The following is a 13,387-nucleotide window of genomic DNA, read 5'->3' as shown; positions in this document are numbered from 1 at the left end:
GAGTGACCCTGGAATCCCATGAACGATGCTTTGCAGATCGAGCGCAGCGGCGCCGTCCTCACCCTCTGGCTGAACCGGCCCGAGCTGCACAATGCCTTTGACGCCGGCTTGATAGCGCGGCTGACCGCCGCCCTCGAAGCCGCCGGACGCGACGACGCGGTGCGCGCGGTAGTGGTGGCCGGCCACGGCGCCTCCTTCTCGGCCGGCGCCGACATGCAGTGGATGCGTGGCATGGCCGCCGCCAGCGAGGCCGACAACCGCGAGGACTCGCTGGCCCTGGCGCGGCTGATGCGCACCCTGGACGAGCTGCCCAAGCCGACCCTGGCCCGGGTCCACGGCGCGGCCTTCGGTGGCGGCGTCGGCCTGGTCGCCTGCTGCGACATCGCCATCGCCAGCACCGCGGCCCGCTTCGGCCTGACCGAAAGCCGCCTCGGCCTGCTGCCAGCGGTGATCTCGCCCTACGTGATCGAGGCCATCGGCCCGCGCCAGGCGCGGCGCTGGTTCGCCACCGGCGAGCATTTCGACGCCGAGACTGCGCTGCGCATCGGCCTGGTCCACCAGCTGGTCGAGCCGGAACGCCTGGACGAGGCCGTGCAGCGCCAGCTGGCCCTGCTCGACAAGGCCGGCCCGATCGCTTCCTCCAGCGCCAAGCAGCTGGTGCGGCAGGTGCGTGACAGCCATGACCGCGATGCCCTGGATCGCGATAATGCCGCCCTGATCGCGCGCCTGCGGGTGTCCGCCGAGGGCCAGGAAGGCCTGGGCGCCTTCCTCGACAAGCGCGCGCCCCACTGGGTCACGGAAGCCTGAACATGCTCGATCATCTTGGTTTGACCAGCGCCGACCTGGCGCGCAGCAAGACCTTCTTCCTGCAGGCGCTGGCGCCGCTGCAGATCGGCGTGGTGATGGAAGTCACCGCCGAACAGACCGGCGCGCACGACCACATCGGCTTCGGCAACGACGGCAAGCCGTTCTTCTGGCTTGGCAATGGCGGCACCGCCAGCCACGGCGTGCACGTGGCCTTCGCCTGCGCCAGCCGCACCCAGGTGGACGCCTTCCATGCCGCTGCCCTCGCCGCCGGCGGCCGCGACAACGGCGCGCCGGGCCTGCGCCCGTGGTACCACCCGGATTACTACGGCGCCTTCGTGCTCGACCCGGATGGCAACAACATCGAGGCGGTATGCCACCGCCCTGCCGACGAGGTGGCCGCATGAGCGACTATGTCCGCATCGTCGAGGTCGGCCCGCGTGACGGTCTGCAGAACGAAAAGCAGTCGGTGTCCACCGCCGACAAGATCGAACTGATCAACCGCCTGTCGGCCACCGGCCTGCGCAGCATCGAGGCGACCAGCTTCGTCAGCCCGAAGTGGATCCCGCAGCTGGCCGATGCCGCCGAGGTCTACGCCGGCATCCAGCGTCGGCCCGGCATCCACTACCCGGTGCTGGTGCCGAACGAACAGGGCTACGACCGCGCCCGTGCGGTGGGCGTGGAGGAAGTGGCGGTGTTCACCGCCGCGTCCGAAGCGTTCAACCGCACCAACACCAATGCCGGCATCGACGAATCGCTGGCCCGGTTCGAGCCGATCCTGCGCCGCGCCGCCGCCGATGGCGTGCGCGTGCGCGGTTACGTGTCCACCGTGCTCGGCTGCCCTTACCAGGGCGAGGTGCCGCTGGCCGACGTGGTGCGGGTGGCGCGCGCCCTGCACCAGATGGGCTGTTACGAAATCTCGCTGGGCGACACCATCGGCGTCGGCACCCCGCGCAAGGCCCGGGCGATGCTGCAGGCGGTTGCCGCCGAGATTCCGATGGCCGCACTGGCCGTGCACTTCCACGACACCTATGGCCAGGCCATCGCCAACATCGCCACCTGCCTGGAAGAAGGCGTGCGCGTGGTCGACAGCGCGGTGTCTGGCGCCGGTGGCTGCCCGTATGCCAAGGGCGCCAGCGGCAATGTCGCCAGCGAGGACGTGGTCTACCTGCTGCAGGGCCTGGGCCTGGACAGCGGCGTGGACCTGCCTGCACTGGCCGAGACCGGCCGCTGGCTGGCCGGCCTGCTCGGCCGCGCCACTGCCAGCCGCACCGGCCAGGCATTGGCCGCCGCCGGCTGACCGCTGCACTGCGCCGCCCTGCACCGGCGGCGCAGTGCACAACAGCGGCGGTCACGGCTTCCGTTAGAATCGGCGGTTCTCGAACCTGCAGGACCGTTCAATGCAGCTGTCTTCCGTACGTGCCGTGATCACTGGCGGCGTCTCCGGCCTCGGCCTGGCCGTGGCCCAGCACCTCGTCGCCCAGGGCGGCAAGGTGGCCCTGTTCGACCTCAACGACGACAAGGGCGCAGCCGCCGTTGCCGGGCTGGGTGCCGACAAGGCCCGCTATTTCAACGTCAACGTCAGCGATGAAGCGGCCGTTTCGGCAGCCATCGACCAGGCCCACGAGTTCCTCGGCGGCCTGAACGTGGCGATGAACTGCGCCGGCATCCTCGGCGCTGGCCGCGTGCTGGGCAAGGAAGGTCCGATGCCGCTGGCCGGCTTCCAGGGCACGGTGATGGTCAACCTGGTCGGCAGCTTCAACGTGGCCAAGGCCGCGGCCAACCGCATGCAGCACAACGAGGCCGGTACCGATGGCGAGCGCGGCGTGATCATCAACACCGCCAGCATCGCCGCCTACGAAGGCCAGATCGGCCAGGCCGCGTATGCCGCCAGCAAGGGCGGCGTGGTGTCGATGACGCTGCCGATGGCGCGCGAACTGTCGCGCTTCGGCATCCGCGTCAATACGATTGCTCCAGGCGTGTTCTGGACGCCGATGGTCGACGGCATGCCCGAGGCGGTGCAGCAGTCACTGGCCGCGTCGATCCCGTTCCCGTCACGCCTGGGCAAGCCGGAAGACTTCGCCAGCCTGGTTGGCTTCATCCTCGGCAACACCTACCTCAATGGCGAGACCATCCGCCTGGACGGCGCTACCCGCCTCGCTCCGAAGTGATTCCCCCGGGCGCCGGGACGGCGCCCTCCCCCAACGACCTAGATCACCATGAAAGCCAACGACATCAAGAAGGGCAACGTCGTCGAGTACAACAACGGCGTGTACCAGATCCGCGACATCGAGCGCAGCTCGCCGCAGGGTCGCGGCGGCAACGTCCGCTTCCGCTTCATCATGTACAGCGTGCCGGGCGGCAACAAGCTCGACGCCAGCTTCGATGCCGACGACAACCTGGTCGAAGTCGAACTGCTGCGCCGCCAGTCCACCTATTCGTACAAGGACGGCGATGCCTTCGTGTTCCTCGATGACGAGGACTACACCCCGTACACCCTGGACGCGGACGTGATCGGCGACGACGCCGGCTACATCACCGACGGCCTGACCGGCATCTACGTGCAGGTGATCGACGAGCAGCCGGTGGCGATCCAGCTGCCGGCCTCGGTGGTGCTGGAAGTGATCGAGACGCCGCCGGAACTGAAGGGCGGCACCGCCACCAAGCGCCCGAAGCCGGCCAAGCTCAACACCGGCATCGAAATCATGGTGCCGGAGTACATCGTCAACGGCGAGCGCGTGCTGGTGAACACCGCCACCGGCGAATTCGCTGGCCGTGCCGACTAAGCGCCTTGCGCTGATCGGTTGCCTGTCCCTGCTTGCGGCATGTTCGCCGCAGGCAGCGGACAATGCTGCCGACGCCACGCCAGCCGAACCGGCCGTGACCGCCGCACCAGCGGTGGAGGCACCGGCCGCCATGGAGGCCATCGCCGAAGCGGAGCCCGCTACCGAGCAGCCCTCGGGCGATGAGGACCTGGACAAGGTACGTGCAGCCGCAGGCTGTCCGGTCCCGGAGGATGTGTATGACGTCGACGACGTGCGCATCTACTGCGCGATGCCGGCCGACGTGCAGGCCTTCCTCGCGCGCGAGAACACCTGCCAGCATTTCGCCGGCGAAGAGCCGTACGACGACGAGCGTCGCCGTGAACTGGAAGAGGCCAGCGCCAAATACTGCGAAGGCCGCGAGAAGAACTTCACCGATCTGGTCGCGCGTCATCGCGGTGACTGCGCTGTCCGCGCAGCGCTGATCGGGATCAACGGCCGCTATGACCTGGACTTCGATCTCGACCTGAAGCCCTGCGGGGGCTGACCCCTCGATGATGTAGAGCCGAGCGTGGGCTCGGCTCTACAGATGGCTTACGGCTGCTTCGCGCCGAAGTTGCCGCAGCCGTGATACTGGCGGGTGCCGATGGTCAGGTTCACCTTGGCCTCGAACGCCTCGCCACTCATGTCGTCCTGGCAGGTGGTGCGCTGGAAGCTGAGCTTGACGTCAGTACCGTCGGACGCCTTGCCGCTCCAGCCGTCAGCGCCTTCGGTGGGTTTGGCCACGTCGAAGCGGCGCTCACCGTAATCGACTTCCACCTGCAGGCCTGGCGTGTCGCCATCTACGACCGCGAGCCACCCCGGTTCGTTGCCGGTGGCACGGAACGCGGCATTGCCGGCGCTGCCATCGCCTTCGGTGGCTTCGACCGCATGGCACTCGCGATCGGCCTCGCCCTTCAGGCTCAACAGGCCGTCATCGCTGCCCTTGGTCCAGAAGCTGTTGCCCTGGCCATCGCCATACTTCGCGCCCGACGCCGCACGCTCGGAGGTCATGGCGAAGGTACGTTCGCCGATCACTACCGTCGCCGCATCCTCGCCATTGAAGGTCGCGCGCACGTTCAGATCACCACACCGGTACATGGTCTCGCTGCCGGTACCGGCGCCGGTGCTGGCAGCCGGTTCGGGCGCGGCCGGCGGCGCGGCATCAGTGCCGCCCGCAGCGGGTGGCTGTGCCGGCTGGCACGCGGCCAGGACCAACCCGAGGGAGGCTGCCAACAGACTGGGGACTACACGCATGGCTCGACTCCTTGTCGACACTACAGAGATCTTCGACCCTACCACCTGCCGGTGAGCGGGGCCTGAAAGCGGCCTGACCGCGTTCATGCGGCCAGTACCGCCATCGACAGCAGCTGCGCGCCGCTGTCGCCGGAACTGCAGGTCCAGACCCGCAGCAGGCGCAGTTTCAGCTCGCGCTCCTGGCCCTGCCCGCGCACCGACAAGCGCACGTCGCTGGACAACAATGCCAGGCGTCCGCACAGCAGCGTTTCCACCGCGTACGATTGCAGGCTGCTCACCCGCAGGTTCCCGGCCAGCCAGTCGCCCAGCCAGGGCAGATCGAGCATGCGCCCGCCCTGCCCATCCATCATGAACAAGGCCGGCGATACCAGCGCGGTCAGCGCATCGTGGTCGTCATCCAGCAATGCCTGCCGCAGGCGCTGTTCCAGCGCTGCCAGCTGCCGCTCATGCAGGTCTTCAACGATGTCCCGTTCCATCCACGGATCCTTCCGGCATCGGCCGGCGCCTGCGCAGGCGTTGCGCGATCCACTGCCGCGCGCCCTGCACTACTACATAGAAGACCGGTACGAAGAACACCGCCAGCACGGTCGCACTGACCATGCCGCCGAACACACCGGTTCCAATCGCCTGCTGGGTTTCCTTCGACGCGCCCTGTGCCAACATCAGCGGCACCACGCCCAGCGCAAACGCCAGCGAAGTCATCACGATCGGCCGCAGGCGCAGCCGTGCCGCCTCCAGCGCCGCTTCCACCAGGCCACGGCCCTGCTGCTGCAGCTGGCGTGCGAACTCGACGATGAGGATCGCGTTCTTCGCCGACAGCCCGATCACCGTGATCATGCCGACCTTGAAGAACACGTCGTTGGGCATGCCGCGCAACAACACGGCCGCGACCGCACCGAGCAGGCCCAAGGGCACCACCAGCATCACCGCCAGCGGAATCGACCAGCTCTCGTACAGCGCCGCCAGCACCAGGAACACCACCAGCATCGACAGCAGCAACAGCCACGGCGCCTGCGCACCGGATTCGCGCTCCTGCAGCGACTGGCTGGTCCATTGCAGGGCGAAGCCGGATGGCAGCGTCTCCGCCAACCGCTCCATCTCCGCCATCGCCTGGCCGGTCGACACGCCGGAGGCCGGGGCGCCGGACAGATTCAGCGCCGGGAAGCCGAGATAGCGCTGCAGCTGCAGCGGCGCCTCGGTCCAGTGCGGGGTCACCAGTTCGGACAGCGCCACCATGCCGCCCTCGCTGTTGCGCACGTACAGCTTCAGCACGTCCTCCAGTTCCATCCGGTGCGGCGCGTCGGCCTGCAGGATCACCTGCTGCAACCAGCCCTTGTTGGGGAAGTCATTGACGTACTGCGAGCCCATCGCCGCCGACAGCGTGCTGCTGATGTGTTCGAAGCCCACGCCCATCGCCTCGGCCTTGGCCCGGTCGATGTCCAGCCGCACGCTGGTGCCGGCCGGCAGGCCATCGGCATGCACCTCGGACAGCAGCGGGCTGGCCTCGGCCAGCTTCAGCAGCTGCTGCAGGGCCGCGCGTAGTTCGGCCTGGCTCTGCCCGGTACGCGCCTGCAGGGCGAGCGAGAACCCGGACGAACGGCCCAGGCTGTCGATCGCCGGCGGCATCACGCTCATCACCTCGCCCTCGGCAATCGTGGCCATCGCCTTCTGCGCGGCCTCCACCTCGCCGGCCGCGGTGGCGCCTGCGCGCTCGCCCCAGTCCTTGAGCATGGTGTAGGTCAGCGCCGCGCTCGGACCGGAGCCAGAGAAGCTGTAGCCAAGGATCGACTGGTTGGAGCCGATGCCCGGGCGTGACGCCACATGCCGTTCGTAGGCTTCGACCACGGCCAGCGTGCGCTCGGCCGTGGCTTCGGCCGGCAACTGGATCGAAGTCATGAAATAGCCCTGGTCTTCTTCCGGCAGGAATGCGCCCGGCAACCAGTGCAGGCCCAGCAGCAGCGCCACCACCAGTGCGGCGAACACGCCCATCACCCGCCCACTGCGCTGCAGCACCGAGGCCACGCCACGCTGGTAGCGCCCGGTCATCGCCTCGAAGCCACGATTGAAGGCGCCGAACAGCCCGCCCCGACCATGATGACCATGGGTGTTCGGGCGCAGCAGGGTCGCGCACAGTGCCGGCGTCAGGCTCAATGCCAGCAGCGCCGAGAACAGGATCGACACCGCCATCGCCACGGTGAACTGGCGGTAGATCGCGCCCACCGAGCCGCTGGCCAACGCCATCGGAATGAACACGGCGGTCAGCACCAGGGTGATGCCGATCACCGCACCGGTCAGCTCGCGCATCGCCTTGATGGTGGCCTCGCGCGGCGGCAGTCCTTCCTCGGCCATGATCCGTTCCACGCCCTCGACCACCACGATGGCGTCGTCGACGATGATGCCGATCGCCAGCACCATGCCGAACATGGTCAGCACGTTGATCGAGAAGCCCAGTGCCAGCATCACCGCGAAGGTGCCGAGCAGCGCGATCGGTGCGACCAGCGCCGGAATCAGCGTGTAGCGCCAGTTCTGCAGGAACAGGTACATCACCGCGAACACCAGCAGCATGGCCTCCAGCAGCGTCTGCACCACCTTCTGGATCGAGATCTTCACGAACGGTGCGGTGTCGAACGGAATGCTCGACTCCACGCCGCGCGGCAGCAGCGGCGCCAATTCGGCCATGCGCTCGCGTACCGCCGACGCGGTGCGCACTGCGTTCGCGCCAGGACGCAACTGCACCCCGGCGGCGGTCGCTGGGTGGCCATCCTCACGGGTGCCCCACGCATAGCTCTGCGCGCCCAGTTCGACGCGGGCGACATCGCCCAGCACCACCCGTGAACCGTCTGCCCCGGCGCGCAGCACGATGGCTGCGAACTGCTCCGGCGTGGACAGCTGCCCATCGGCGCTGAGCGGCACGGTGATGCGCTGGCCCGGAACACCCGGCGAATCACCGATGCGTCCCGGCGAGATCTCCAGGTTCTGCTGCTCGATGGCGGTGGCCACATCGCCCATGGTCAGGCCGTAGCCGGTCAACCGGGTCGGGTCCAGCCAAACGCGCATCGCCTGTTCGGCACCGAACAGCTGCACGCGGCCGACGCCATCGATGCGGCGCAGCTCTTCGATGATGTTGCGCGCCATGAAATCGCCCAGCGCGGCCTCGCTGACGCTGGCATCCGGCGAACGCAGGCCGACCAGCATCAGGAAGCCGGAATCGGCGGCCTCCACGAACAGGCCGTTCTGGCGCACGCTGCGCGGCAGGCGCGGCTCGATCGCCTTGATCCGGTTCTGCACGTCCACCTGCGCCAGCTCCGGGTTGGTACCGGGCTTGAAGGTCGCAGTAATCGAGGCTTCGCCGGAGGTGTCCACCGACGATTCGAAGTACAGCAGGTGCTTGACGCTGGACAGCTCGCGCTCGATCAGGCCGACCACCGCATCATTCAGCGTCTGCGGGCTGGCACCCGGGTAGCTGGCATAGATGCTGACACTGGGCGGCGCGACCGCCGGATAGCGCTCCACGGCCAAGCGCGGAATCGCCAGTACGCCGGCCAGGATGATGAAGATCGCCAGCACCCAGGCGAACACCGGGCGATCGATGAAGAAACGTGCCATGTTGGATTTTCCTGGAGGGGCTGGCCCGGGAAAGGCTCAGCCCTTGCTGCCGGCCTGCACCGCGCCGGCGCTGGCGACCGGCACCTGCCAGTCGCGCGCATCGACCACCACGCCTTCCTGCAGGCGTTCCTGGCCCTCGACCACCACCTTTTCGCCCGCCTTCAGGCCGGTGCGCACCAGCCACTGGCGATCAACGCTGCCGTCGACCTCCAGCGTGCGGATCACCGCCTTGCCATCGCCACCGATCACCCAGGCATAGGCCTGGCCACCGGCGCTGCGCAGCACGGCCTGCTGCGGCACGGTCAGCGCGCTGGCCGGTGCACCCCGCGGCACTTTCGCGCGCACATACATGCCGGGCAGCAGCTGGCGCTGCGGGTTGTCGACCAGGATGCGGAGGATCACATCACCGGTACGCGCATCGACGTTGATGCCGGAGAACAGCATCTGGCCACGCTCGGACAGCGGCTTGCCGGCGGCACCGATGATCGTCACCGGCAGCTCGCCACCACCGGCAGCACTGCGCTGCAGCGATTCCAGCTGGGCCGCCGGCTGGCGCACATCGACGTAGACCTGGTCGATCTGCTGTACCACCGCCATCGGCTCGGCATCGGCCACGCCGACCAGTGCGCCTTCGGTCACCAGCGCCTGGTCGATGCGGCCGGCAATCGGCGCGCTGACCGTGGCATAGCGCAGGTCGAGCTGGCGACGGGCCAGGATCGCGCGCGCTTCATTCACCGCGGCACGGGCCTGTTCGTACTCGGCACTGGCATCGTCGCGATGCTGCTGGCTGACGGCCTGTGCCGCGGCCAGTGCATGCAGGCGCTGCGACTGCACGCGACTGCGGCCCAGGGCGGCCTCACTGCGCTGCAGCGCGGCCAGTGCCGAATCGACATCGGCACGGAAGGCCGCCGGATCGATCTGGAACAGGGCCTGGCCGGCGTCTACTTCCGCGCCCTGGTCAAACAGCCGGCGCTGCACGATGCCACCCACCTGCGCTCGGATCTGCGCGGTGCGCACGGCGGCCACGCGGCCAGGCAGTTCGTCGTCACGCTGCACCACCTGCGGGCCGACGGTAACCACGCTCACGCGGGGTGCGGCTTCGGGCGTGGCTTCGGGGGTGGAGCAGGCCGTCATGGCCAGGGCGAGGGCCGCGATCAACGCGACCGGAGTCCTGAAGGTTCTCATTGCTGTGCACAATGCCGCGCGGGCGGCTGATAGGTTCTGAAGAACGCAGTGTGCGTGGCGATGATGGGGTTTCGATGGAGGAACTGTGGAGATACGATGGAGGCAAGCACCTTAAGGCCCCGCCCCTGCATGCATGCCGCCCCTGCCCTCGCCGCCCTCGTCCTGATCGTCGAGGATGAGGCCGAGATCGCCGACATTCTTACCGCCTATCTGGAACGCGAAGGACTGCGTACGCTGCGCGCCGCCGACGGCCACAGCGCACTGGACCTGCATCGCAGCGCCCGCCCCGACCTGGTCCTGCTCGACGTGCAGCTGCCGCGGCTGGATGGCTGGAGCGTGCTGACCCAGCTGCGCCAGCGCGGCGAGACGCCGGTGATCATGCTGACCGCACTGGACCAGGACCTGGACAAGCTGACCGCACTGCGCATGGGCGCTGATGACTACGTGGTCAAACCATTCAATCCGGCCGAAGTGGCGGCGCGCGTGCGCGCCGTGCTGCGGCGTACGTTGCGCGCCTCGCGCGTGGACGCCCCGACCGCGCTGCGGGCGGGCCCGCTGCTGATCGACTCGGCCACCCACGCCGTACACGTGGAAGGCGAAGGCTACAGCCACGAAGTGCTGCTCACGCTCACCGAGTTCAAGCTGCTGCACTGCATGGCGCTGGCGCCGACCCGCATCTTCAGCCGCAGTGAACTGATGCACGAATGCCTGCCGGAAAGCGAGGCGCTGGAGCGCACGGTCGACAGCCATGTCAGCAAGCTGCGCCGCAAGCTGGATGAAGTGGGCATGGTCAATGTGCCGGCCAGCGTGCGTGGCGTCGGCTACCGGTTGATGGCCGACCGCTGATGGCCCGCCTGCGCCGCTCCGGGCTCAGCCGCCACATCATCGTCTCGATGTCGCTGATGGTGATCGGCGTCATCGTGATGATGATCCTGTCATCGTGGCTGCTGTATGCGGTCCTGGTCGAATTCTTCCCCGGCACTACCGAGGAGCCGGAAAGCTGGCTGCCGACCGGCCCTGAACTGGCATGGATGGTCGGCGTGATCCTGACCGGCCTGGCGCTGGCCATTGCCGCCTCGTTCCGCCTTGCCCATCGCATCCTGTCGCCGTTGAATTCGCTGGTGGACAGCGTGCGCGCGCTCGCGGGCGGCGACCTCGGTGCCCGTGCCAGCGTCGAGGAAAACTCGCCGGGCGAAGTGGCCACCTTGGTCGAGGACTTCAACGCCATGGCAAGGCGGCTGCAGCACGTGGAAAGCGAGCGTGCGATGTGGCACGCAGCCATCGCCCATGAACTGCGGACTCCGGTGACGATCCTGCGCGGCCGCCTGCAGGGCCTGGCCGAGGGCGTCTTCCAGCCGGACGAATCACAGTTCCGCAGCCTGCTCGCCCAGGTCGAGGGCCTGTCACGACTGATCGAGGATCTGCGCGTGCTGAGCCTGTCCGACAATGCGCGGCTGGACGTGCGCCGCGCACGTACCGACGTGGTGGCCGAAGTGCATTCGGTGATGACCCTGGTCGATCCCCAGTTCCGCGCCGCCGGCTTCGTGCTGGAGCTGGAAACCAGCCGCGAAGAACACAACGCGCACTGCGACCCGACCCGCCTGCGCCAGGCGCTGCTGGCGCTGCTGGAGAACGCGCGCCGCTATGCCAGCCCGGGCAAGGTGCGGATTGCCGTGCATGACACACCGGGCCATGTGCAGGTAGCGATCGAGGATGAGGGCCCGGGCATCGACCCTGAGCTGCACGCCGACATCTTCTCTCCGTTCATGCGTGCCGACGGTTCGCGTTCGCGCCAGGGTGGCGGTAGCGGGCTCGGCCTGGCGGTGGTCAAGGCCATCGCCGACGCGCACGGCGGCCGCGTCTACTGCACGGAGGGCAACGCTGGTGGCAGCCGTTTCGTTATCGAGCTGCCGCGCCAATAGCCGGCGTGGCTGCCTGTTCCCGCAGGCGGGCACCGAGCGCAGCGAGGTTGGCGTCGATCGCATCCATTTCGTTGCGCTGCTTCTCCGGCAGCTGCTGACGCAGCTGTACGCGCAGCGCCTGCCAGGCCGGCACCGCCTGCGCGCTGGCAGTGGCAACCGCTTCGGCCAGCACCGCCTGCTCATCGGCCAGCGGCAACCCGTAGCCGCCGTCCGCCAGCAGCGTACCCGGGCGCATCCATTGCCCACCCTGCTCCAGCAACTGGCGCAGGCCCCGGGTCTCGGCACTGTCCGGTGCGGCCAGCAGGCGCCGTTTCAGCACATCTCGCGCGCGCAGCTCGGCGCGGCGTTGCGCAGCCTGTTCCAGCAGCAGCAGGCCGGCGCTTGCGCGCAGGTCGCCCTTCAGCAACCACGGTGCCCGTTGCCGTGCAGGCAGCTTCAACCAGCCGCGTACATCGCGTGCGGGCATTGCCAGCTGGGCTGCCGCCACGCCGAACAACTGCTGGTAGTGATCGCGTGCCGAGGCGAAGTAGTAACCCTGCGCCTGTGCTGCATTGCGGTCCGTGAGTACCTGCTCGTCCAGCACATGCAGCTGCGACAGCCGACGCTTCAAACCACGCGGACTCAGCTGGGCCAGCCCGGCCTCCCCCAGCCGAGGCACACCCGCCTGCAGCAGCTTGGCGGTTTCCACCGCGCAGTTGTTGCTGACGAAGTAATAGCGCCCGTCATAGCTCCAGTGCACCTGCGCAGTGCGCTCGAGCAGGCTGGCGATCTCGCCGGGCGACAACTGCAACGGCAGCGACTGCAACCCGCGCAGCTCGACCTTGGTGTACTCGTCCACCACCTGCTGCAGCGGCAGCACGAACAGTCGCGACGGGTAGCCACCGGTAAGGCCACGCCAGTTGGAAATCTGCACGTCACCAACGAAGGCACGGAACGAAAGCACACGGTGGTATTCCAGGTCCAGGCGACAGTCCGGCCCCGGCGCACGGCCCGGCCGGCAGATCACCAGCCGCAGCATGCTGTGGCCCCAGCGGCTCATCGGCTGCGCGCTGCCTTCGGCAAACAGGTAATCCACCGCGTAGACGCGTGCCGGGTCGAGTTGCAGCAACGACGCCGCGCCCTCTTCCGATTCGGCCTGCAGCAACGGCAGTGTCGTAGCGCATTGCGGCTGCGGCAACGAAGGCGGCGTTCCAAAATGCATCTGGTACCACTGCGCCAGTGCCGGTCGCCGGCAAGCGAATTCACTGTCGAGCACGAAATGCTCGGCGTTCACTGCCAGGTACTCGGCCGGATCCTTCAGTTCATAGGCGTCCGGACTACGGTCACGGAAATCGTTGTCGCCACGGCCGATATGCCAGGGCTTGCGCTGCCATCCGGCCAGATCACGCCAGCGCATACTGCGCGACCAGTTCGCCGCCGTACGGTCGGCAACATGGGTCAGTTCGTGTACCAGCGCGCTGCGTCGCGCACGCCGGGCGCCGGGCATGCCGTCATCCAGCAGATCGCGGCGCAACGTGATGCGGCCGGCGAAGGCGCGGCCATGCACCTCGGCGGGAAGGCCATCACTCCAGCGCACCTGCACCTGCGCCGGCAGGGCGCGCAGCAGGCCATCTGGCAACAATGACTGCACGTCGGCCAGGGTCTGCGTCGCCACCTGCTGCTGTGCAGGGCTCAACCCCGCAGGATCGAGCTGCAGGCGGTCAGCCGCGTGCGCGACGTGGGCGATCAGCAGTAGAGCCACGCCGTGCGTGGCTGCGTTCCTTGCAGTTGTCATGGCGTTGCCGGCCAGCGGCCGGCACTACCCGAAGGCAG

At 68.2% G+C, this 13,387-nt stretch carries 13 protein-coding genes; 8 read left to right on the top strand and 5 right to left on the bottom strand.

The window, feature by feature from the left end; genetic code table 11:
* The first annotated feature begins 18 nt into the window (after positions 1-18).
* The 6 genes from ACZK5G_RS10160 (at position 19) to ACZK5G_RS10135 (ending at position 4,113) form a co-directional block, all read left to right on the top strand.
* Positions 19-807, top strand: coding sequence for an enoyl-CoA hydratase-related protein (locus ACZK5G_RS10160; protein WP_107432688.1), 789 nt, complete (start codon positions 19-21; stop codon positions 805-807).
* A gap of 2 nt (positions 808-809) precedes the next feature.
* Complete coding sequence (locus ACZK5G_RS10155) at positions 810-1,211, top strand: VOC family protein (protein ID WP_180847784.1); 402 nt, start codon at positions 810-812, stop codon at positions 1,209-1,211.
* The gene (locus ACZK5G_RS10150; protein WP_008268685.1) at positions 1,208-2,104 is read left to right on the top strand and encodes a hydroxymethylglutaryl-CoA lyase; all 897 of its coding nucleotides are present in this window, start codon (positions 1,208-1,210) and stop codon (positions 2,102-2,104) included. The genes ACZK5G_RS10155 and ACZK5G_RS10150 overlap by 4 nt, the downstream gene beginning before the upstream one ends.
* A 100-nt stretch (positions 2,105-2,204) precedes the next feature.
* Positions 2,205-2,975 (top strand): SDR family oxidoreductase, encoded by a 771-nt coding sequence (locus ACZK5G_RS10145; protein WP_132810025.1) that lies wholly within the window; start codon positions 2,205-2,207, stop codon positions 2,973-2,975.
* Between the two features lie 48 nt (positions 2,976-3,023).
* Entirely contained in the window at positions 3,024-3,590 is a 567-nt protein-coding gene (yeiP, locus tag ACZK5G_RS10140) for an elongation factor P-like protein YeiP (RefSeq protein WP_005409468.1), read from the top strand.
* Positions 3,580-4,113 (top strand): hypothetical protein, encoded by a 534-nt coding sequence (locus ACZK5G_RS10135; RefSeq protein ID WP_478466265.1) that lies wholly within the window; start codon positions 3,580-3,582, stop codon positions 4,111-4,113. The genes yeiP and ACZK5G_RS10135 overlap by 11 nt, the downstream gene beginning before the upstream one ends.
* A 47-nt stretch (positions 4,114-4,160) precedes the next feature.
* Here ACZK5G_RS10135 and ACZK5G_RS10130 read toward each other — a convergent pair whose 3' ends face one another.
* From ACZK5G_RS10130 to ACZK5G_RS10115, 4 genes are all read right to left on the bottom strand, one after another.
* Positions 4,161-4,862, bottom strand: a complete 702-nt coding sequence (locus tag ACZK5G_RS10130) for a COG3650 family protein (RefSeq protein WP_329893137.1) — start codon at positions 4,860-4,862, stop codon at positions 4,161-4,163.
* 83 nt (positions 4,863-4,945) lie between these two features.
* The gene (locus ACZK5G_RS10125) at positions 4,946-5,338 is read right to left on the bottom strand and encodes a nuclear transport factor 2 family protein (protein WP_032128783.1); all 393 of its coding nucleotides are present in this window, start codon (positions 5,336-5,338) and stop codon (positions 4,946-4,948) included.
* Positions 5,319-8,468, bottom strand: a complete 3,150-nt coding sequence (locus ACZK5G_RS10120) for a multidrug efflux RND transporter permease subunit (RefSeq protein WP_478466264.1) — start codon at positions 8,466-8,468, stop codon at positions 5,319-5,321. Before ACZK5G_RS10120 ends, ACZK5G_RS10125 begins: the two co-directional genes overlap by 20 nt.
* Positions 8,469-8,504: 36 nt before the next feature.
* A complete protein-coding gene (locus ACZK5G_RS10115; protein ID WP_032128781.1) occupies positions 8,505-9,653 on the bottom strand; it encodes an efflux RND transporter periplasmic adaptor subunit in 1,149 nt (382 codons plus the stop codon).
* Between the two features lie 129 nt (positions 9,654-9,782).
* On the opposite strand from ACZK5G_RS10115, the gene ACZK5G_RS10110 reads away from it, so the two are divergent.
* Complete coding sequence (locus ACZK5G_RS10110) at positions 9,783-10,499, top strand: response regulator (RefSeq protein WP_020424480.1); 717 nt, start codon at positions 9,783-9,785, stop codon at positions 10,497-10,499.
* A complete protein-coding gene (locus tag ACZK5G_RS10105; protein ID WP_478466263.1) occupies positions 10,499-11,575 on the top strand; it encodes an ATP-binding protein in 1,077 nt (358 codons plus the stop codon). Before ACZK5G_RS10110 ends, ACZK5G_RS10105 begins: the two co-directional genes overlap by 1 nt.
* Here the strand turns inward: ACZK5G_RS10105 and ACZK5G_RS10100 are convergent.
* Entirely contained in the window at positions 11,553-13,349 is a 1,797-nt protein-coding gene (locus ACZK5G_RS10100) for an Lnb N-terminal periplasmic domain-containing protein (RefSeq protein ID WP_478466261.1), read from the bottom strand. The two genes, ACZK5G_RS10105 and ACZK5G_RS10100, sit on opposite strands and share 23 nt — an antisense overlap.
* Positions 13,350-13,387: the final 38 nt, after the last annotated feature.

Source organism: Stenotrophomonas sp. 62841_Sma, assembly GCF_056482945.1.
The sequence above is the reverse complement of the archived record's forward strand: the minus strand, read 5'-3'. Positions and strand labels throughout refer to the sequence as shown.